This window comes from Sodalis sp. C49 (assembly GCF_046352915.1).
In the GTDB taxonomy this organism is placed as follows: Bacteria; Pseudomonadota; Gammaproteobacteria; order Enterobacterales; family Enterobacteriaceae; genus Acerihabitans.
On sequence record NZ_CP163303.1, the window covers coordinates 1,841,324 to 1,859,242 of the forward strand.

General features: G+C 47.9%; 20 protein-coding genes and 3 tRNA genes. 9 read left to right on the forward strand and 14 right to left on the reverse strand.

Going from position 1 to position 17,919, the window contains the following annotated elements; all coding sequences use genetic code 11:
• The first annotated feature begins 138 nt into the window (after positions 1-138).
• Positions 139-1,080 (forward strand): DNA cytosine methyltransferase, encoded by a 942-nt coding sequence (locus ABUK12_RS08280; protein WP_410015832.1) that lies wholly within the window; start codon positions 139-141, stop codon positions 1,078-1,080.
• Here the strand turns inward: ABUK12_RS08280 and ABUK12_RS08285 are convergent.
• The 7 genes from ABUK12_RS08285 to ABUK12_RS08315 all read right to left on the reverse strand — a co-directional run bounded on the left by ABUK12_RS08285 (position 1,077) and on the right by ABUK12_RS08315 (position 7,376).
• Entirely contained in the window at positions 1,077-2,093 is a 1,017-nt protein-coding gene (locus ABUK12_RS08285) for a hypothetical protein (RefSeq protein WP_410015833.1), read from the reverse strand. The two genes, ABUK12_RS08280 and ABUK12_RS08285, sit on opposite strands and share 4 nt — an antisense overlap.
• Positions 2,086-3,195 (reverse strand): ParB N-terminal domain-containing protein, encoded by a 1,110-nt coding sequence (locus tag ABUK12_RS08290; protein WP_410015834.1) that lies wholly within the window; start codon positions 3,193-3,195, stop codon positions 2,086-2,088. Before ABUK12_RS08290 ends, ABUK12_RS08285 begins: the two co-directional genes overlap by 8 nt.
• Before the next feature lie 345 nt (positions 3,196-3,540).
• Entirely contained in the window at positions 3,541-3,969 is a 429-nt protein-coding gene (locus ABUK12_RS08295) for a hypothetical protein (protein ID WP_410015835.1), read from the reverse strand.
• A 16-nt stretch (positions 3,970-3,985) separates the two neighbouring features.
• Positions 3,986-5,350: a replicative DNA helicase gene (locus tag ABUK12_RS08300; protein ID WP_410015836.1), complete on the reverse strand. Its 1,365-nt coding sequence runs from the start codon at positions 5,348-5,350 to the stop codon at positions 3,986-3,988.
• Entirely contained in the window at positions 5,347-6,354 is a 1,008-nt protein-coding gene (locus ABUK12_RS08305; RefSeq protein WP_410015837.1) for a hypothetical protein, read from the reverse strand. Before ABUK12_RS08305 ends, ABUK12_RS08300 begins: the two co-directional genes overlap by 4 nt.
• Positions 6,355-6,594: 240 nt before the next feature.
• Positions 6,595-7,071: a toxin YdaT family protein gene (locus ABUK12_RS08310; RefSeq protein ID WP_410015838.1), complete on the reverse strand. Its 477-nt coding sequence runs from the start codon at positions 7,069-7,071 to the stop codon at positions 6,595-6,597.
• Between the two features lie 56 nt (positions 7,072-7,127).
• The gene (locus ABUK12_RS08315) at positions 7,128-7,376 is read right to left on the reverse strand and encodes a YdaS family helix-turn-helix protein (RefSeq protein WP_410015839.1); all 249 of its coding nucleotides are present in this window, start codon (positions 7,374-7,376) and stop codon (positions 7,128-7,130) included.
• A gap of 108 nt (positions 7,377-7,484) precedes the next feature.
• Here ABUK12_RS08315 and ABUK12_RS08320 point away from each other — a divergent pair, with 108 nt between their 5' ends.
• Positions 7,485-8,171, forward strand: a complete 687-nt coding sequence (locus tag ABUK12_RS08320; RefSeq protein ID WP_410015840.1) for a S24 family peptidase — start codon at positions 7,485-7,487, stop codon at positions 8,169-8,171.
• 144 nt (positions 8,172-8,315) lie between these two features.
• Here ABUK12_RS08320 and ABUK12_RS08325 read toward each other — a convergent pair whose 3' ends face one another.
• Positions 8,316-8,510, reverse strand: a complete 195-nt coding sequence (locus ABUK12_RS08325) for a hypothetical protein (RefSeq protein ID WP_410015841.1) — start codon at positions 8,508-8,510, stop codon at positions 8,316-8,318.
• 293 nt (positions 8,511-8,803) lie between these two features.
• Here ABUK12_RS08325 and ABUK12_RS08330 point away from each other — a divergent pair, with 293 nt between their 5' ends.
• The 7 genes from ABUK12_RS08330 to ABUK12_RS08360 all read left to right on the forward strand — a co-directional run bounded on the left by ABUK12_RS08330 (position 8,804) and on the right by ABUK12_RS08360 (position 14,053).
• A complete protein-coding gene (locus ABUK12_RS08330) occupies positions 8,804-9,163 on the forward strand; it encodes a hypothetical protein (protein WP_410015842.1) in 360 nt (119 codons plus the stop codon).
• Positions 9,164-9,307: 144 nt separating this feature from the next.
• Positions 9,308-9,649 carry a hypothetical protein gene (locus tag ABUK12_RS08335; RefSeq protein WP_410015843.1) on the forward strand — a complete coding sequence of 114 codons (342 nt, stop codon included), beginning with the start codon at positions 9,308-9,310 and terminating at the stop codon, positions 9,647-9,649.
• A gap of 26 nt (positions 9,650-9,675) precedes the next feature.
• Complete coding sequence (locus ABUK12_RS08340) at positions 9,676-11,841, forward strand: hypothetical protein (RefSeq protein WP_410015844.1); 2,166 nt, start codon at positions 9,676-9,678, stop codon at positions 11,839-11,841.
• Entirely contained in the window at positions 11,838-12,338 is a 501-nt protein-coding gene (locus tag ABUK12_RS08345) for a siphovirus Gp157 family protein (protein ID WP_410015845.1), read from the forward strand. The genes ABUK12_RS08340 and ABUK12_RS08345 overlap by 4 nt, the downstream gene beginning before the upstream one ends.
• An 80-nt stretch (positions 12,339-12,418) precedes the next feature.
• Entirely contained in the window at positions 12,419-12,595 is a 177-nt protein-coding gene (locus ABUK12_RS08350) for a hypothetical protein (protein ID WP_410015846.1), read from the forward strand.
• A 214-nt stretch (positions 12,596-12,809) separates the two neighbouring features.
• Positions 12,810-13,037, forward strand: coding sequence for a DUF4224 domain-containing protein (locus ABUK12_RS08355; RefSeq protein WP_410015847.1), 228 nt, complete (start codon positions 12,810-12,812; stop codon positions 13,035-13,037).
• The gene (locus tag ABUK12_RS08360) at positions 13,037-14,053 is read left to right on the forward strand and encodes a tyrosine-type recombinase/integrase (RefSeq protein ID WP_410015848.1); all 1,017 of its coding nucleotides are present in this window, start codon (positions 13,037-13,039) and stop codon (positions 14,051-14,053) included. Before ABUK12_RS08355 ends, ABUK12_RS08360 begins: the two co-directional genes overlap by 1 nt.
• A gap of 130 nt (positions 14,054-14,183) precedes the next feature.
• On the opposite strand, the gene ABUK12_RS08365 is transcribed toward ABUK12_RS08360, so the two are convergent.
• The 6 genes from ABUK12_RS08365 to uvrY form a co-directional block, all read right to left on the reverse strand.
• Positions 14,184-14,270, reverse strand: a tRNA-Leu gene (locus tag ABUK12_RS08365).
• A 17-nt stretch (positions 14,271-14,287) separates the two neighbouring features.
• Positions 14,288-14,361, reverse strand: a tRNA-Cys gene (locus tag ABUK12_RS08370).
• Positions 14,362-14,395: 34 nt separating this feature from the next.
• A tRNA-Gly gene (locus tag ABUK12_RS08375) sits at positions 14,396-14,470 on the reverse strand.
• Between the two features lie 158 nt (positions 14,471-14,628).
• Positions 14,629-15,177, reverse strand: coding sequence for a CDP-diacylglycerol--glycerol-3-phosphate 3-phosphatidyltransferase (gene pgsA / locus ABUK12_RS08380; RefSeq protein WP_410015849.1), 549 nt, complete (start codon positions 15,175-15,177; stop codon positions 14,629-14,631).
• Positions 15,178-15,234: 57 nt separating this feature from the next.
• Positions 15,235-17,067, reverse strand: coding sequence for an excinuclease ABC subunit UvrC (gene uvrC / locus ABUK12_RS08385; protein ID WP_410015850.1), 1,833 nt, complete (start codon positions 17,065-17,067; stop codon positions 15,235-15,237).
• Positions 17,060-17,716 carry a UvrY/SirA/GacA family response regulator transcription factor gene (uvrY, locus tag ABUK12_RS08390; RefSeq protein WP_410015851.1) on the reverse strand — a complete coding sequence of 219 codons (657 nt, stop codon included), beginning with the start codon at positions 17,714-17,716 and terminating at the stop codon, positions 17,060-17,062. Before uvrY ends, uvrC begins: the two co-directional genes overlap by 8 nt.
• Positions 17,717-17,919 lie beyond the last annotated feature (203 nt).

Sequence of the window (17,919 nt, forward strand, 5' to 3'; positions counted from 1 at the left end):
CATATAATTTAAAATTTTCGCACAATTGGTAGTTTATATTTATATGATCTGAGATTGATTCACGAGTAGATTTCTCTTCACAAAAAACTATAAATATGTTAAAATCAGACTAATGAAAAATATAACAGGTTAAAAAAAATGCCATCAGTTGTTTCTTTATTCTCGGGTTGTGGAGGTTCTGATGCCGGCGTAATTAAAGCGGGATTCAATGTCTTGATGGCCAATGACATTCTTCCATATGCGAGAGATGTTTACATCAATAATCACCCACAAACCGATTATATCCTTGGTAATATAAAAAATATTGCATCATTCCCGGCCGCAGAATTACTGATTGGCTGTTATCCATGCCAAGGTTTTAGCCAAGGCGGAGTTCGTGATGCATCTCGAAAAATCAATTACTTATATCTCGATTTTGCGCGTGCATTGAAGGACATTAAACCTAAAGCATTTATAGTCGAGAATGTATCTGGTATGGTCAGAAAAAATTTCAAGCACTTACTTGATGACCAAATAAATACATTTTCAGCTATTGGATATAATGTGAAGTTTTCTGTATTAAATGCAGCAGACTATGGGGTACCACAACAGAGGAAGAGAATTTTCATTGTGGGTATTCGACAGGACTTAGGTATAGATTATATCTTTCCTGCTCCAACTCATGGGCCAAATTGTACAAATGCATATAGAACAATTAAAGAGGCGATATTTGATTTACCATTATGGCCTGTAGGTGAATATTATGATCTAGATTTTCATTGGTATTACTTATCGAGAGATAGACGCCAAGATTGGAATGAAATAAGTAAAACAATTGTGAGCAATCCAAGACATATGCCTTTGCATCCAGTCAGCCCTTTGCTTTACAAGGTAGAACATAATATTTGGAAATTTGTTTCCGACGCACCTGCTCGTCGTTTTTCCTACAAGGAAGCAGCTCGTTTGCAAGGTTTCGAAAATCTCATTTTCCCAGAAACTGATGCAAGCTCTATGAACAATAAATATACAGTAGTGGGGAATGCTGTACCTCCAGCCTTATTTCATGCCGTGGCTAAAGCGCTCCCTGACATTTGGGGCTAATCTATATATTCTTTATTGAATGCCAGTAATTCATCGATTATCTCTGTATGTGGAAACTCCTGTTTATCATAAATCGAATCATCATTTGCAGAATACAATTCGCAAAGTTTAAGCATACGAATGCGATCAATTAATATGACTTGTCCTATATTCCCACGTCTATCAAATTGGGTAGAAGATTTTCTCAAATCATGTGGCATAAAATAATAATTTTGTGCGGGATGTTGTAATGAAAAAACATTAGATAAATTCGCCATACTGGCTTCTAGTTGTTTGTGTTCCCAATCAGTTGGTGAGCAACCACATTGTGCGAATGCAATGGGCATAAATCCTCGCTCATCCGTTAACGGATGCCATGCGACAAGATCTATTTTACCGTCTCCAACGTTGCCCTCTTCATAATCATCTTTTTTGATTAGCAAAACACCGTTAAGCTGATTCATAAGTGCCTGCATTTTAATATAGAGCTTACCAGGATAGTTTTTCGCGCCAAATTGTTTAACGATCCATCCATTTGGCATCAATTTCTCAAATATGCAATACCCTAAATCTTCTAATGCCCCGGTTAGTTCATCATAACGCTTCTTATTACAATAACGCAGGCAGGAACAAAGTAATAATAGCAAATATAGACGTTGCTTTTTTGATTTTGGATCAAAGTTTAGTTGTAAGACATCTCCATCAAATATAAAAGGCCATGCATCGTCTAGACATTGTTTGCGTATGTTTAATCTTGTCTTAATATCTGACCATTTAGAATCAATTTTGTGTTCATCGTCATTATCTTCCGTTATTTTTGGTTCAACTTCATCATCGCCTTCATGATAATCAGCGCCTAAATCGTCTTGGTCAGAAAGTACATCTTGAAGATAACCTCTTGAATAGCTCTTATCTTCACTTATAACACATTGTAATTCGACATAATCTGCCCAAAGAAATACAAATGATCTTTTTGGCATACTACTTATTTTAGCAAAATCTAACAATGGAAATTTCTCAGTCATATCATTCATTAATATCTCTCTTATTATTTCTGATAATTCTATTAACTGAGTTTGTTAAATCGTAATTTAGACCATCTATTTTTGAGAGTAATTCAATGACTCCATCATTTACTTTTTCCAAAGTTGGAACCATCTCATAAGCATTTCTTAAATTTTTCAAAGAAATTTCCAATGATTTAATAAAAGCATTTTCTGGACCCTCAGTAAAGATATAAGCTTCAGAAAGATTTTGCTCTTTTTTTAGTCGTTCAACTGCTAACTCATTAGAAACTACGGCGGCTAACTTACTAAGTTGACGTGATTCGCCAAGGACTGTTTCACCATTTTGATTTTGCGAAAAAAGCCATGCAAAAATATCTTTGCTTTTATTCTCATCCAACTTGCCGAAGTCAACAACACTTGCATTTTCTAGTCCTATGTAATTGGCGATATTGGTATATGAGAGCGCAGTTGTTAGTATACTAAAATCAACATTTTCTTTTTTGATATTATAGATACCAAAAAAATCCTTTTCTTCCACATAATTTAGCACATTAAGGCTAGTCAACATCTTGGCTACATAGTCTTTTCTACTTCCTATCTCTTTAGCTAAGGAACGCAATTGTTCGTCGAGATCTAAATTCGAGAAAAAAATATCTCTCAGCTGTTTTATATATATAGCTTTTGATAATGAATCCCATTTCTTCGGCCCAGTAATATGTCGATAACCTAAGTATCTAAGAATTTCTTTTCTATTTAGAAATACAATACATGGAACAAATAATGGCTTATGTTTAGCCTCATCGATAATATTTTTTATTGAAGGTAACTTTGTAGATGGAGTTAACTCACCATTTAACAATTTCAAAGCAGCTAGCCGCCGATTTCCCTCTACAACAATAAATTTTCCTGCATCGCTACCACAGACAAGGAGCGGCTCTCCATCAAAATAGCCTTGTTCGCTTATTGACCCCATGAGCTCTTGAACGTTTTCTAGCCGAACCATCCGCTCAATAATTTCATCGACTGGTTGCGTGGTATCATTATAAACCATTGAAAATCTTGGATTTTCTGGATCAAAAGTCAAATCGCATATATTGATGTTTCTTACCTGATTTTTGATAACCATCATTCCACCTAAAGGATATGCACTTCACTAAAGATAGCATGCCTTATGGTGAGATGACTTTCAATGTATTGAATGCCATAATTTTGATTTTGTTTTGAATAAATACTGTACAAATCAATTTTATGTTTTTCATTTTGATCATCTAAGATAATTTTCTTTTTGGCTTCCATCCTTCAGGATACCTGCATCCATTCAAATAGCGGCTAACATGTCCACACAACCAATTATTTATAAAATAATTTTGTAAAAAATCAATGCAAAGCTTAGTTCGCGTCTACTTATTTTTGTAAACTGCCCCCTATTGTTCATCTGAACAGCAGCACTTTTTTAACAAATCACAAGAGATGATTACACCCTCGACTCCGCGGCCAATCCCCTCATCACGTCTCCCTCCACCGGCCTTGCCCCGCTCATTACCTCACCGAAAAGCTTTCTCCGGATCGCGGTATCATGCTTCAAAACATGCTTTACCCTATCAAGCGGCATCTTTAGCATCCGCGCTATCTCATCCGCTGAATGCCCCAGCCGGTGCAGTTGATAAACGCCGGTCATCACCTTGCGACCATAGCTAGCCCGCTCGCCGATTTTCACCACCGGCCCCGAGCCTACCGCCGGCTCCGCCACCTTAATGGGTTTGGGTGGGCGGATATAGTCGGCGCGGCAGCGCGCCCGGGCGGCTTCGTTCAGGCTGTTCATAATTACTGCGCCGTAATCACACCCGTCGTCGATGATGTCGCGGCGGTCTACGATAAAGTCATTTACGTTTACGATTTCCATGGTCTTGCCTCTTGAGTTAAAACGCCCTGGTTGAATATCGTCTTTCGCGTTGTTTTGCGTTCTGAAACACCTTGGTCGTTTGCTCCGCCGCTAACTGATCGACAGGCAAAAAGTGCCCGTTTTTAAATTCCTGATACACCGTGCCCAACTGGCCAAAGCGGTTCTTGGCGATAATCACCTCGGCCAGCCCCTTGGCCGGACTGTCCGGGTTATAAACGCCATCGCGATACAGCATGATGATGCGGTCGGCATCTTGCTCCACCGATCCGGAATCACGCAGGTCGGACAAAATGGGCCGGCGGCTATTGGCCGGGCGTTCGTCCACCTTGCGCGACATCTGGCTAAGGGCGATCACCGGCGTTTGTATACGTCCGGCCAGGCGCTTAAGGCCGCCGGAAATCATGCCGACCGCTAAGTCATGTCGTTCCGCTTTTGGTTTAGTGATAAGCCCCAGATAATCCACCGCAACCATTTTGAGATTGGGATAACGGCGTTTGTGAGTTTCCGAAATGGCGCGGATCTGGTCGATGGTTAATTCCGTCGCATCGACGATCCAGATATTTCTATCGCTCAGCATACCCAGGGCAGCACTTATCCGCGCCCAGTCCTCATCGAACAGGGTGCCAGGGTCACGTAGTTTGGCCACCGGCAGATTGCCCGCGCCGGCAATCGAGCGCTCCACTAGCTGCATGGCGGCCATTTCCATGCTGAATATCAGTGCCCCACCGCCGTTTCGCGTTGCGCCTTCCACCATGGAAAGCAAAAACTCAGTTTTGCCCATACCCGGCCGTCCGGCCAGTACCACCAAATCCTGGCGGTTGATGCCGCCCAGCATGGCGTCAAGCTCGGGAATACCGGTCATAAGGTTGGTGATGCTGGCATCACCGGTCATGCGCTTATCAATCAAATCCATGTAGGACGGGAGAAGATCTTGGATATGCACCGGGATGATATCGCCGCTATCGGTGGTTAGCTCGACCAGGTTGGCCAGCGCGCCTTCTATCGCCTGGTCGCGCTGTTGCTGGTTACGCGCCTCACGGATAGCATCGGCCGTTCCCTGAAATAGGACAATCGCCTTGCGGGTAAACCAGCTTTTGCCGGTCAGCTTGGCATAGCCTTTTAGGTTGGATTCCACCGTCGGCTGGCGCATGGCCTCAGTGAACTTGGAAAGGCTGTCGCCGCCCAGGGCCTCGCTTATCAGCAGTCCGTCGATAACGCCCAAACTCAGGGCCTGCTTTTTGATTTCTCGATACGCCGTGCGGTAAAACCCGATGCTAAATGCCTCATCCGGCAACGTGGCCAGAACGTCCAGGGCGTCGGGTGATGCGCCGCTTTTCAGCAGCCCGCCGATGACCGCGCCTTCCAGTTCTTGCGGCGTCATAGCGTCCCCTCGCGGGTTTTCTTGAGGATCTTGGGGTTTATCAGGTAATCAAAACTGGCGCGCCAGCCGGCGCCGTCAGCACCGCCGTAATAAAATATCGGCGCCGATTGCCGGAAGGCGTCAAAGTAGGCCGAAAAGCCCTCGACGGTTTTCACTGCCAGATGCTGCGCCAATTGGCGAATATCCCGATCGCGTTCGGGATCTAGCTCGACCTGCGGCAACCGGTCGCCCAGAATGCGGTTGTACTCATCGACCACGGCGGCAGTGTTGATTTCAACCTGATTTTTCAGCCAGTCCAAGGCGTCGGCCAGGTAGCCGTCGAAGCGCGTGACCCGGCAGATATTGGCGGGCTTGGCGAATTTACCGTTGCGCGGCCGCCAGGATTTAATCACCCATTCCATCACCACCTGCAGGTCGCCCAGGGTGTACGCCGCCCGTGACTTGTGCGCCGTCAGCAGTTCCAAGAACGGCGTTATGTCACGGCAATGCAGCCCGGTTAACGCGTTGTAATATTCCAACGCCTGTTTGGCATCGCCAAGAATGCGCTCGGTCTCATCCCCTTCAGGGGTAAGGGGTGTTTTAATATCTGTAGTATTCTCTGTAGTAATCTCTGTAGGAATGTTTGCGAGTTTTCCGCATAACTGTTTGCGAGTTTTCCCCAGGCCAGTATGCGAGTTTTCCGCATCCTTGTTTGCGCGGATAACTGATTGATATAACTTGTCTTCATCAATGGAGTAAAAGAGCTTGGCGGGCAGTCCCTGTTTTTTCTCATGCAGGATACCGAGGTCGCGTAATTTCTTGCGCGCGCCCTCTTGCTCATAGCGGGACAGGCCGGTTTCTTCCGTCCATTCCTCTTGGGTTTTATAGAACCAGCCTTCCTCCGCCCGGTTGATCCAATACACCATTTGCGATAAAAACACCGCGCCGGCCACGCCGATGCCAAGCCGGACAAAGCTGCGCTGGTAAGCTATCGGTCGATCGAGTATTTGCAGGAGTTCGCCCATGGCTATATCCCCGAACATCTGGCGACACATCTACCGGCCACCGGCTGTGGCGCACTCGGAATTATCAGCGTTTGCACGGCGCTATTGCGCTGGCGGGATGCCCGCCAGGTTGCCAACACTATGGCCTTGCGTTGGTCAAATATGCCTTGAATCTCTTCACGGCGGACGGGGCGGCCATTCAGGCGGTACCCGTTCAGGTAGGTAATACGGTCATTAATGTTCATTGGTCTTGCCTCTGCTTTAGACGGTGGTCAGCCGTTGGGGTACTGCAGGTAATAATTCTTTCAGCGCCATAATCGCTTCGGTTATTTCTCGGTACCGCTCGTTGTTGTTAGCCTGGAGCAATACGGCGCTGATGGCCTCGGCGACTTCCTTGTTGGCGACGGATACCAGGTAATGCATGGATCGGTTCCCTTCCAGCCTGGCGCGCCGTTCCGCGGGCAGGGCTTCGCGTATAGCGGGTAATAGGATGGCCATTTTCTTTCTGGCGATATTGGAATCCCCTCTTATCCAACGAAAAATTTGCTGCCGGTTATTATGAATAGCTTTCCAGTCGGCGTTTCCCGCTTCGTCAGCGACGGGGCAAAGGCGGACGCTGCCCCGGTCAAGCCCTAGGCTGAAAAAGCATTTACAGACCTCAATGGCCACATACTCCTGGCCCCGTTCGGCTGCCCAGGCTTCGATTTCTGCCCGAATTGCCTGGTGTGAAATATCCATGTTGCGTCTCCTGTCGCAATTGATTTTTCAAAATCAGTTTTTTTCCTGCCGTTGAATTAAGCTGCTGCTTCGTTTGGCAGTCCATCACTTGGGTTTGGGTAAAGATCGGGCCTAAGTTGATGTGGGGTAATGACCCATTGTCCCATGGTGCAAAGTTGGATTACCCGCTCTGCTGGCACTTGGTCATTGATTATCCAGTTAGCAACCGATTGAACTGATTTGAAGTTAAAGGCGCGCGAGACAGATGAAATCGAACCAACGGCTCTGACAGCCCTATCAGTAATATTTTTGCATTGAGTAGACATTCTTACCTCCAAAATAGTTAACACAGCAATAATGCTACTTTAAGTAGTAAATATCAACAACTAAAAATAGAGATGACTAACGCACACCGCGGGGCTAATCTTCTACTTATGGTAGAAAAACTAGATAAATACCGGGACTTTGCTGAGCGGCTTAACCTGCTTATGCAGCAATCCAAGGTTGACATAAGCACCTTGAAAACTATTAGCGGCGTCTCTTATGAGATGGCGCGTCGTTACACCCTGGGCACAGCAAAACCCAGAGACGAGAAAATGATAAAAATTGCGGATCACTTTGAGGTTTCGCCAGCTTATCTTGACTATGGCTATGGCGAACCTACTTTATCAAACACAGCAAAAGACTCTGAAAGGATTGAACAAATCGAAGCCTATGCTTCTGCGGGAAACGGTTATATCAATCGCGATTTTCCTGAGATAATCCGTTCTATAGAGATACCGAAAGAACGGATTTACGAATTATTTGGCCGCAAATCATTGAATGGTGTTTACATCATGAATGTTGATGGCGACAGTATGATGCCTACATTGAATCCTCGGGATCTGCTGTTTATTGATACATCGGTAGATCATTTTACCGGCGATGGCATATATGTTTTTTCGTTTGAAGAATCTACATTCGTTAAACGCTTGCAACGGGTTAAGGGCCGTAAATTATCAGTTCTTTCTGACAATGAGAAATACCCTCCCTTCTCTATTGAAGAAAACGAAATGCATGAACTCAATTTTTTTGGTAAATTAATCAAGCAATTACCATTACAGTTCCATGATTTTGCCTGAAACAGTCGCAATAAACCCCTCGCTTATGAACCGACATTAAGTCGGTTTTTTGTCTAAAAAATCCTTTCACTGCTTAAAGTTGCATTAAAAATCATTTCATAGCTACTTTTTATAGTTGACTAAGACTACTTTAAGTAGCATTATTTATTCCAGCGAAGCAGGCATGGATAACCCACGAACGTAGCCGCCCGAGGCGTAGAAGATCGGGATGATTCGCACATTATTAACCGGCACAGCAGTGATTTTAGGTTGCAGTTCGTTCTGGCGGCTCGGAAAGACGAGCATTGTTTTAAGACGTGGCCACAGCGGGAAAACGTGGCGAGGCAAGACCAACAACACACCATCACTCCGGTATCCCGGACAAACTCGTTATGACCATAGCGTGTAGTGATTTTTTATAGCGGTCGTTTAAGCGACGCCGAAAGCGTAACCGGCAAGGCCAGCACCCGGTGCCGAACAGGTGCAGCCAGCACATTAGAGGTCTTAATCTTTCCACCTCAGTTTCTAAAACGGCGTTGCGGGTGCCAGCAATCTGGATAAGCCGGTGACCACCGCGGTGAAACTTTGCGAGCTGGCCGTATTCCCCACGTTACGGGGTTCTTTTTTTGCATTTTGACCAAGAGGCAAGACCAATGAAAGTGAATGTAATAACAGTAACCGGCATAACGCATGATGCCGCGGAGATTAGCATCAATAAAGCAACGGCCGCGTTTCTATGCCGTCAGCAAGACAAAGCATACCCCTGGGTGGTGAAATTGACCGGCGGTTATCAGTTGGGCCAGTTTGACGGCATCCAGTGCGCACTGGGCACGATTGCCGAGCTTAACGCAAAAGTTGAGGTGTTGAATGAGATCCATCACGCCGACTATCTCAGCCGGCAATTATCGCCGATGTTGCAGTCATCCTGGGCCAGGAAAACCGAACGCAACGATATCGTGCGCCAGATAATGGCGGATATTGCTAAATGCTGTTCGCCGGTTTCACTGCATTAGACGCAAAAAAGCCCGCCGGAGCGGGCCTTCTCACCCCGGGTCACCGACCAAAGTTAACCGGGAATTGCTACAGGGGACCAACCCTGTAGCAGAGGCAAGACCAACGCGAACGTTGACCTTATCAATATTGTATCAGAGGTTGCTATGAAAGCACTAACCCTCCCCAAGCAGATCGCTGTAAAGCTGTATATTTGCGCCAACCGCGGCATAACCGGCGAAACCGAAATCCGCATTTCTGATTTTGACCGTAGCAAAATTGATAGCACCTATATCCCGCTACGCACCCATGAGCTGGTTATCGACCTTTCCTCTGCCGATCTGTTAACCGCCGAAGTCACTTCCTTGCGTATGACCCAGCAAGAGATTGTCGATAAAGCCGAGCTGCAGGTTGAATTTATCGAGAACCAGATTCAAAGCCTGCGGTGTCAGGAGCATAAGACCGATGCTTCTACCTCGGACGATGAGTTCGACGGACTGCCGTTTTAAATTCTTTTATGACAAGAGGCAAGACCATGAGCGTATTTATCTGTTTATTTGAGCCAAAAAAATCAGCGCAGAAAAATGGCGCTATCCCGCTGGTAATCGCACTCGAAGCCAAAACGCAGAAATTGGCATCGATGGCCGCCGTGATGAAACTGGAAGAAGATATGCCAGGCGGCAGCGATAATTTTTTCAATCCAAAACTGGTAGAGGATCGGGTTGGCGGTAACCGCCCTGCTCTGGGCCGTTTTGACGATAAGTTTGCCCAAGAAAACCAGTTAATTGACGGGTTATGGCAAAAGAAAACGCCGGTCGTTGAGGCACCGCCTGCTGTCGAGGAGGATGGCGAAGCGATGATCGACTTCGGCAAACTGCCCATCGAGGCCAAAGTGGCCACAATGCTGCTATTCGATAACCCGGCCATTTCCCAGCAGGATCTGTCCATGGTAAACGATTTCATTCATGACGAAGAATCGAACCCCGGGCTGATAGCCATCATTCAGGCGCTTGCTGCCATTCCGGCCCTGGCGCAAATGTATCCGGATTCGCTGAAATCACTGATAGCCGATATTATCGCGCAATATCCAAAACTTCCCGCCATGGCGGAAATCAAAACCTTTGCTGAAAAATGGATTGCCGCGCCGCGGGAACGCCCGGCGCTGACCGGTAAGTCGAATTCGCCGGCTATTATCGCGCCGGCAACTTTACCTTCTGATTCTAATATCGCCCCGATAATTAAGGGGCCGTTCAAGCCCCGCACTTCACCGCAAAGCTTTGATGGGTTAGATATGGAAATCGCGATAGCGCTAAGCCACGATGATATCGACTGCTGGGGCATACGCGGCGCCCAAATCGCCACAGGCAAAGAGTTGATTGCCGCCCATGATAAAGCTTATGAAATTTGGTCCATTGAATTTAGGCTGTTGGGAAAATCCGCGCTCGCTATCCCCCGAGAAGCGGTATTCGGTATTATCAATCACGGTAAAAAGTTACCTGACCTAATGAATGATTTACCCGCCCTGCGCCAATATCTCCGCCAGGCGGTCAAGTCAGTAGCTGTGATATCAGAGATTGACGACCAGCCCATTTCTGACCAAACGGCGAACGATGCCAAAACCACATTAACCTCATTGGGATACGGTGTGTTTGCCGTGGATTTTGACGGAGCATCAGCGGCCAAGTCTAATGATGAACCCCCTTCAGGGGAAAATCCGTCAGACCAGCCAACATTAGCGGTTGCCGCAATGGAGGCGCCTGCCAATGATGAGCTCACCGTCTTATCCAATAACGATGAGAACGAGGCACCGAACGACCTCGCTTTTGCCTCACCAGCAGATATAACGTTACGCGCCGGCGAGATGGATGAAAAGATATCTCACCTGCCGGCAACCGCGCAAAACAATCTCGGCATATGGCGCCAAGTGCAAAAGACTGATGAGAAATTTACCAAGGCCTTTAGTCAAAACGGCGGCGGCACCAGTATTAACGGCATCTATATGATGATGCGCGCGACCGAGTTATTCGGCCCGATCGGTATCGGCTGGGGTTATTCCGTCGTTGAGGAACGTTTTGATAACGGCGCGCCGCTGGTTGAAAAATTGTATGGCGATAAAGGCACCATCATCGGCAATAAAGTGCTGCGCGATGCGGATGGCAGACTGATATTCGCCATCAATCACACGATAAAAATCGATTTTTGGTATCAGCTTAACGGCGAACGGGGCCATATCGAATCATTCGGCTGTACGCCTTATATCGTGGCGACCAAATATGGCCCAGATGCCGATGGTGAAGCGCCTAAAAAATCCCTGACCGATGCGATTAAAAAAGCCCTCTCCCTGCTGGGTTTCTCGGCTGATGTATTCCTAGGTTTATACGACGACCCCACCTATCGCCAAGAAGTGAAGCAAGAATTCTCGCTTAAAAATGCCAGTGATAAGGCCGAGGATATTGCCGCTGCCCGGACTGAATTTGATGAGCGTCTGGCTAAGAATGCCGATAGCATTAGCCATGCCGTAACCGTCAACGAAGCCGATAAAGTATATAAAACCATCGCCCGCGAACTTGAAATCCATAAACAAGATGCATTGGCGAAAGCGGATAACGACCGCGCCAAATATTTATCAGGCCGCCTACGCCGCCTGACTGAAATCAAAGAATCCCGCATTGCTGAATTGACCGCGGAGGCAACGGCATGAGCAATACCGCCATAGCTTTAGCCGCAGATTATAAAAAATTACAGGGTCTGCTGGAAACCGGCGACGATATTACCCCGGAAATGATCGCCGATACGCTCGAAGGCATCGAGGGCGCATTAGCCGACAAGTTTGACTCGACCTATTCCCTGATTCGTAATCTTGATGGACTGGCTAAAACCTGTGAGGAAGAGGCGGCACGGCTTTCTGCCCGCAAAAAAAGCTTCGAAACCCAGGCGAAAAATCTTAAGAACTATATTTTAAACTGCTTACTTGCCGCGAATCAGGACAGTTTGAAAACTACCTACAATACCTTTACCGCCGCTAAAGGATCGGCCAGGGTGATTATCGACAATGCAAGCCAATTGCCCGATGAGTTTGTCGATACCAGCGTGATAACGGCACCGGATAAAAAAGCCATCAAGGACGCCATTGATACTGGCGTCATAGTGCCCGGCGCGCATATCGAAACAAGCCCCCGCTCGCTGCGCGTTCGGTGAAAGATACTTTTAAATATGTATGGCGCCCACTAAGCGCAACGGATTATCAATTCCACAAGACATAACAGGCGGGAAATAACATGTTGCAAACCTATTTGGCGCGCGGCGATGTGATCAAAGTGACGTTTGAGAACGGCGATACCGGCACCATCGAAGCCCAGGCGCGGAGCCAATTGGCAATAGCCTTTCCGCAATCGGTGAAGATTAGCCGACTGCCCCGATCGTCTAAAAAGCTGATTAACGAGAATCAGAAATAATACTACCGCATGGCTAGCATGGTGGAACCCCACAAGGAGACCATCATGCAACCATGGCGACCGGGCATTTGCCTACTTTCAGCATTAGATATGAAAATCGGACGATTATTTTTTACCGCCCGTAAGCAGCAAATGATCCAGCAGGATATCGCCGCCGCCTGCGAAGCGGCAGACCAGGCGATAGAACGATTGAGAGGAATAACGAGGCAAGACCATGAAAGACGATCACGACACCATCACTTTAGAAGAAATGATTGAGATAACCGGATTCCGATATAAGTCCAAGCAATGCGAGGTGCTTAAAAATGCCGGTATTTTCTTTATAAAAAAAGCCGATGGGCATCCCTGCACCACGTGGGGCCACTTTATGAACCCCGGCGGCGCGCGACGCTTCGTCGAAAAGATAGAAAGTCAGGAACCTAACTTCGAGGCGATGGATTGATGGCAGGGAAACGTAAGAATCCGGCCGACCGCGCGCTACCATCCCGCGTCTATCGGGGAAAAACCAAATATGAATTCCACCCGGCACTGGGTGGTTCAATATCTTTATGTTCTCTTGACGCCCCACTATCCGAGGTGTGGAGCCATTTCGAGCGTGTGAATAGCAAAAAGCGGGTTATCAGTGATTTTACCGGATTAAGCGAAGAGTTTTTCCACTCAGCGGATTTTAGCGAACTGGCCATCGAAACGCAGAAGGATTACCGTAAATACGCCACAAGGTTGCTGAAAGTGTTTGGTGAAATGGAGCCGAATAATATCAAACCTGAGCATATCAGAAAGTATATGGATAAACGTGGGGTCAAAAGCCCAACGCAGGCAAACCGGGAGAAAGCCTTTATGTCGCGCGTTTACCGCTGGGCCTATGAACGCGGCAAAGTGAAAATGAACCCCTGCAAAGGGGTTAGACAATTTAAGGAGGTCTCCCGCGATCGCTATATTACCGATGCGGAATACCAGGCTTTATACTCCATCGCGCCGGACGTTGTACGCGCCGCTATGGAGCTGGCTTACCTGTGTTGCGCCCGGCAGGCCGACATATTGTCGCTAAAGCGCAGCCAGTTATTAGCCGAGGGGATTTTTATCACTCAGGGCAAAACCGGCAAGAAACAGATTAAGGCATGGAGCGATCGCCTACGCCATGCCATCGCTATAGCCGAAGGATTGCCGCAGTCCCCTGGCGTGACCAGCCTGTATATCCTTCATCAACCGTCCGGCCACGGTTACAGCCGCGATGGGTTTAACAGCCGCTGGCGTAATACCAAACTCACCGCGGCGGCCACGTTTCCCGATCTAGACTTTGACTTTACGTTTCATGATTTGAAGGCTAAAGGCATATCGGATCTGGAGGGTACATTGGCAGAAAAACAGGTGATTTCCGGGCATAAAAACGCCTCGCAGACGGCGCGCTACGATCGCAAAACCGAAGTGGTACCCGTCGTCGGCGGTCAAAAAAAATGAATAGTTATGCGACTCACAAAAATCATGTTAGGAAGTGATGTTAGGAATACAGGAAATCAGGCATAAAAAAACCGCCTATCGGCGGTATCAACTTGATCATACTACTTTGTTTTTATTACGAATTCTGGTGTGGTACCCGGGACGGGACTTGAACCCGTACAGCCATAAAGCCGAGGGATTTTAAATCCCTTGTGTCTACCGATTCCACCACCCGGGCGTCGGGGAATAACATATTGGAGGCGCGTCCCGGAGTCGAACCGAGGTGGGCGGATTTGCAATCCGCTGCATGGCCACTCTGCCAACGCGCCTTTGCTGCCTCTTAAAAAGGCTTCGTTGTACATCTGGAGCGGGAAACGAGGCTCGAACTCGCGACCCCAACCTTGGCAAGGTTGTGCTCTACCACTGAGCTATTCCCGCATCGATGAAAGCTACTTGTTTTAACTTACTAATTTTTACTGTTATCGTCTGGCAATCGGTCGTTGCTTTCGATGCGTTGCATTCTACTGACCTGACGTAGCGAGTCAATAGAATTATCGCGCCCAGGCGCCTGTTTGTTGATTTTTACGGCGCTTCGATCAGTGTTCGAACAAATCATGACGGGCGGCGTTCAAATACTGAAACATCGACCAGAATGTCAGTACCGCGGCAACATAAAGCGCGGCGATGCCGATACCGGTGACGATCTGCTCGGGGCGCCAGAGCAATGCAACCAGCGCCAGCATCTGGGCGGTGGTTTTCACCTTGCCGATCCAGGAAACGGCGACGCTGCTGCGTTTGCCAATCTCAGCCATCCACTCGCGCAGCGCCGAAATAATGATCTCACGAGCGATCATCGTCGCCGCGGGCAGCGTTATCCACCAGGAATGAAAATGTTCCGCCACCAAGACCAAGGCGATGGCCACCATGACTTTATCCGCCACCGGATCCAGGAACGCGCCGAAACGCGTCGTTTGCTTCCAGCGACGTGCCAGGAAGCCATCAAACCAGTCAGTGACCGCCGCCAGGATAAAGATCAACGCGCAGGCCAGGGGCGCCCAGTAGAAAGGCAGGTAAAAAGCCAGGACGAAAAAAGGTATCATTACGACACGCAACAATGTAAGCCAAGTCGGTATATTCAATTGCATAATGCCACGTTAACTATCTGGCTGGACGGAGATAACGAGTATGTTGCTACATCGCCGTTAGTGTTTCAATGCATTAAAAATTTTTTCTGCCAATGCGTTCGAAATACCGGGCACCTGAGCAATTTCCTCAAGACTTGCGTTCCGTAAAGGCTGCAAACCGCCCATGTATTTTAACAGGGTTTGTCGACGTTTAGGGCCCACACCCTCAATTAATTCCAACGCGCTGGTATTTTTGACCTTTGCGCGTTTGTTGCGGTGCCCGGTAATCGCATGGTTATGCGAATCATCCCTGATATGCTGGATGACGTGCAGGGCTGGCGAATCAGGCGGCAGCGATATGCCTTCGCCGTGGGCTTTGAAAAACAGCGTTTCCAACCCGGCCTTACGGTCGGTGCCTTTGGCCACCCCCAACAAAATAACACGTGATTTATCCCAGGGCACATCCAGCTGGGCAAACACATCAATCGCCATCCCCAATTGTCCCTTGCCGCCGTCGATAATCACCACATCGGGAATCTTGCTTTCCTCCAGCGCCTTGCCATAGCGGCGGCGCAATACCTGGGTCATGGCCGCGTAATCGTCCCCAGGGGTAATGCCCTCTATATTGAAGCGGCGGTACTCGGCCCGCACGGGTCCATTGGCGTCGAACACGACGCAGGAAGCAATGGTTTGTTCCCCCATGGTATGACTGATGTCAAAACATTCCATCCGCTTGATGGCATCCAGGCCCAGCAATTCCGCCAACGCCGCCAGACGCTGATGAATCGTGGACTGCTGCGCTAACTTTGTCACCAGCGCCGTTGCGGCATTGGTACGCGCTAATTTCAGATAACGCGCGCGATCGCCGCGGGGGTGGGACTGGATGTGGACTTTACGACCGGCCAGTTCGCTTAACGATTCCGATAACAAATCTTTTTCCGGCAGGGAAAAATCAAGCAGAATTTCCCCGGGCAATGTCCGCATCTGGCTGCCTTGCAGGTAGAACTGACCGACAAACGTCTGCACCACTTCGGAAAGGTCGGTTCCTATCGGCACTTTAGGAAAATAACTGCGGCTGCCCAAGACCTTGCCCTGCCGGATGAATAACACGTGCACGCACGCCATTCCGGCATCGAACGCCACGCCGATAACGTCGAGGTCCTCATGATCCCCCGTAACAAACTGTTTTTCGGTGACCCGTCTTACCGCCTGTATCTGATCGCGCGCCCGGGCGGCCTCTTCAAAATTCAACGCCCGGCTCGCCAGCTCCATGCGCTCGACCAGCTGATTCAGGACCTGCTGATCCTTGCCGGATAAAAACAAGCGGACATAATCAACCTGATGTTGGTACTCCTCATCGCTCACCAGTCCTTTAACGCACGGCCCCAGACAGCGCCCGATCTGGTATTGCAGGCAGGGGCGGGAACGGTTGCGGTAAACGCTGTCCTCGCATTGCCGGATGGGAAACAGTTTTTGCAACAGCGCAAGCGTTTCCCGCACGGCGTAGCCGTTGGGAAAAGGACCGAAATACTCGCCCTTGGCATGCTTGGCGCCGCGGTGAAAGCTCAGGCGCGGATGCGTATCGCTGCTAAGGAAAATCAACGGGTAGGATTTATCATCCCTGAGCAAGACGTTATAACGCGGTTGGAACAACTTGATATAATTATGTTCCAGTAACAGCGCCTCGGTCTCGGTATGGGTGATGGTGACGTCGATTTGGGCGATGAGCTTGACCAAGGCTTCGGTTTTGCGACTGGAAACCTGCAGACGGAAGTAACTCGCCAGACGTTTTTTCAGGTCCTTTGCCTTGCCGACATAAATGACAGTGTCCGTAGCGTCGTACATTCTGTAGACGCCGGGCTGACTGGTGACGGTTTTAAGAAATTCTTTAGGATTGAAGCTGTCAGTCACTGCTTAATAAACTCTCCGCATTAAACAACCCGTGCCGAATGGCCAGATGTGTTAACTCAACGTCTCCACCGATGTTAAGTTTACTAAACATTCTATAACGATAGCTATTAACCGTTTTAGGACTCAGGTTGAGTTGTTCTGAAATTTCATTCACTTTTTGCCCCTTCGTGATCATCAGCATGATCTGCAGCTCGCGTTGGGACAAACATTCAAACGGGGTCTCAGTCTGTGGCTCGAGCTGGCTCAAGGCCATTTGCTGTGCGATATCAGAAGCGATATAGCGTTTGCCTGCATTGACGGAGCGGATGGCACAAATCACTTCCTGAGGCGCCGCCGCTTTGCTTAGATAACCTGCGGCTCCCGCCTGCATTACTTTAGCAGGTAATGGATTCTCAGTGTGAATGGTGAGCATGATAACTTTAATATCAGGTGAGAAGCGTATGATCTTACGGGTAGCCTCCAGACCGCCAATACCCGGCATGTTCATATCCATCAGCACGACATTTACACAGTTGCTGCGACACCATTTTACCGCATCTTCACCGCACTGCGCCTCGCCAACCACTTTAAAACCTTTGATATCATCAAGAATACGGCGTATCCCTGCACGCACCAATTCGTGGTCATCAACAAGAAAAACGCTTATCAAAGATAAAATCTCCAAAAAAAGGGAGTGATGTAAAGCGAATCAAATATTTATGACTTAATATTACTGCTTTTTAAGTAAATAATGAATATAGATATCCGCTTATACTATAAAAATTCAGCAGTGCCACCTGTTGATACTCATTTTAGACAGATCGGTTAAGCTACGGCAAGAGAATTTAACAACATTCGCTTGACTGTTTCACA

Bases quoted from the DNA above. Each gene is read 5' to 3' on its own strand.
- ABUK12_RS08280 (WP_410015832.1), top strand. From the start codon at position 139: ATGCCATCAGTTGTTTCTTTATTCTCGGGTTGTGGAGGTTCTGATGCC.
- ABUK12_RS08285 (WP_410015833.1), bottom strand. From the start codon at position 2,093: ATGAATGATATGACTGAGAAATTTCCATTGTTAGATTTTGCTAAAATA.
- ABUK12_RS08290 (WP_410015834.1), bottom strand. From the start codon at position 3,195: ATGATGGTTATCAAAAATCAGGTAAGAAACATCAATATATGCGATTTG.
- ABUK12_RS08295 (WP_410015835.1), bottom strand. From the start codon at position 3,969: ATGGAAATCGTAAACGTAAATGACTTTATCGTAGACCGCCGCGACATC.
- ABUK12_RS08300 (WP_410015836.1), bottom strand. From the start codon at position 5,350: ATGACGCCGCAAGAACTGGAAGGCGCGGTCATCGGCGGGCTGCTGAAA.
- ABUK12_RS08305 (WP_410015837.1), bottom strand. From the start codon at position 6,354: ATGGGCGAACTCCTGCAAATACTCGATCGACCGATAGCTTACCAGCGC.
- ABUK12_RS08310 (WP_410015838.1), bottom strand. From the start codon at position 7,071: ATGGATATTTCACACCAGGCAATTCGGGCAGAAATCGAAGCCTGGGCA.
- ABUK12_RS08315 (WP_410015839.1), bottom strand. From the start codon at position 7,376: ATGTCTACTCAATGCAAAAATATTACTGATAGGGCTGTCAGAGCCGTT.
- ABUK12_RS08320 (WP_410015840.1), top strand. From the start codon at position 7,485: ATGGTAGAAAAACTAGATAAATACCGGGACTTTGCTGAGCGGCTTAAC.
- ABUK12_RS08330 (WP_410015842.1), top strand. From the start codon at position 8,804: ATGAAAGTGAATGTAATAACAGTAACCGGCATAACGCATGATGCCGCG.
- ABUK12_RS08335 (WP_410015843.1), top strand. From the start codon at position 9,308: ATGAAAGCACTAACCCTCCCCAAGCAGATCGCTGTAAAGCTGTATATT.
- ABUK12_RS08340 (WP_410015844.1), top strand. From the start codon at position 9,676: ATGAGCGTATTTATCTGTTTATTTGAGCCAAAAAAATCAGCGCAGAAA.
- ABUK12_RS08345 (WP_410015845.1), top strand. From the start codon at position 11,838: ATGAGCAATACCGCCATAGCTTTAGCCGCAGATTATAAAAAATTACAG.
- ABUK12_RS08350 (WP_410015846.1), top strand. From the start codon at position 12,419: ATGTTGCAAACCTATTTGGCGCGCGGCGATGTGATCAAAGTGACGTTT.
- ABUK12_RS08355 (WP_410015847.1), top strand. From the start codon at position 12,810: ATGAAAGACGATCACGACACCATCACTTTAGAAGAAATGATTGAGATA.
- ABUK12_RS08360 (WP_410015848.1), top strand. From the start codon at position 13,037: ATGGCAGGGAAACGTAAGAATCCGGCCGACCGCGCGCTACCATCCCGC.
- pgsA (WP_410015849.1), bottom strand. From the start codon at position 15,177: ATGCAATTGAATATACCGACTTGGCTTACATTGTTGCGTGTCGTAATG.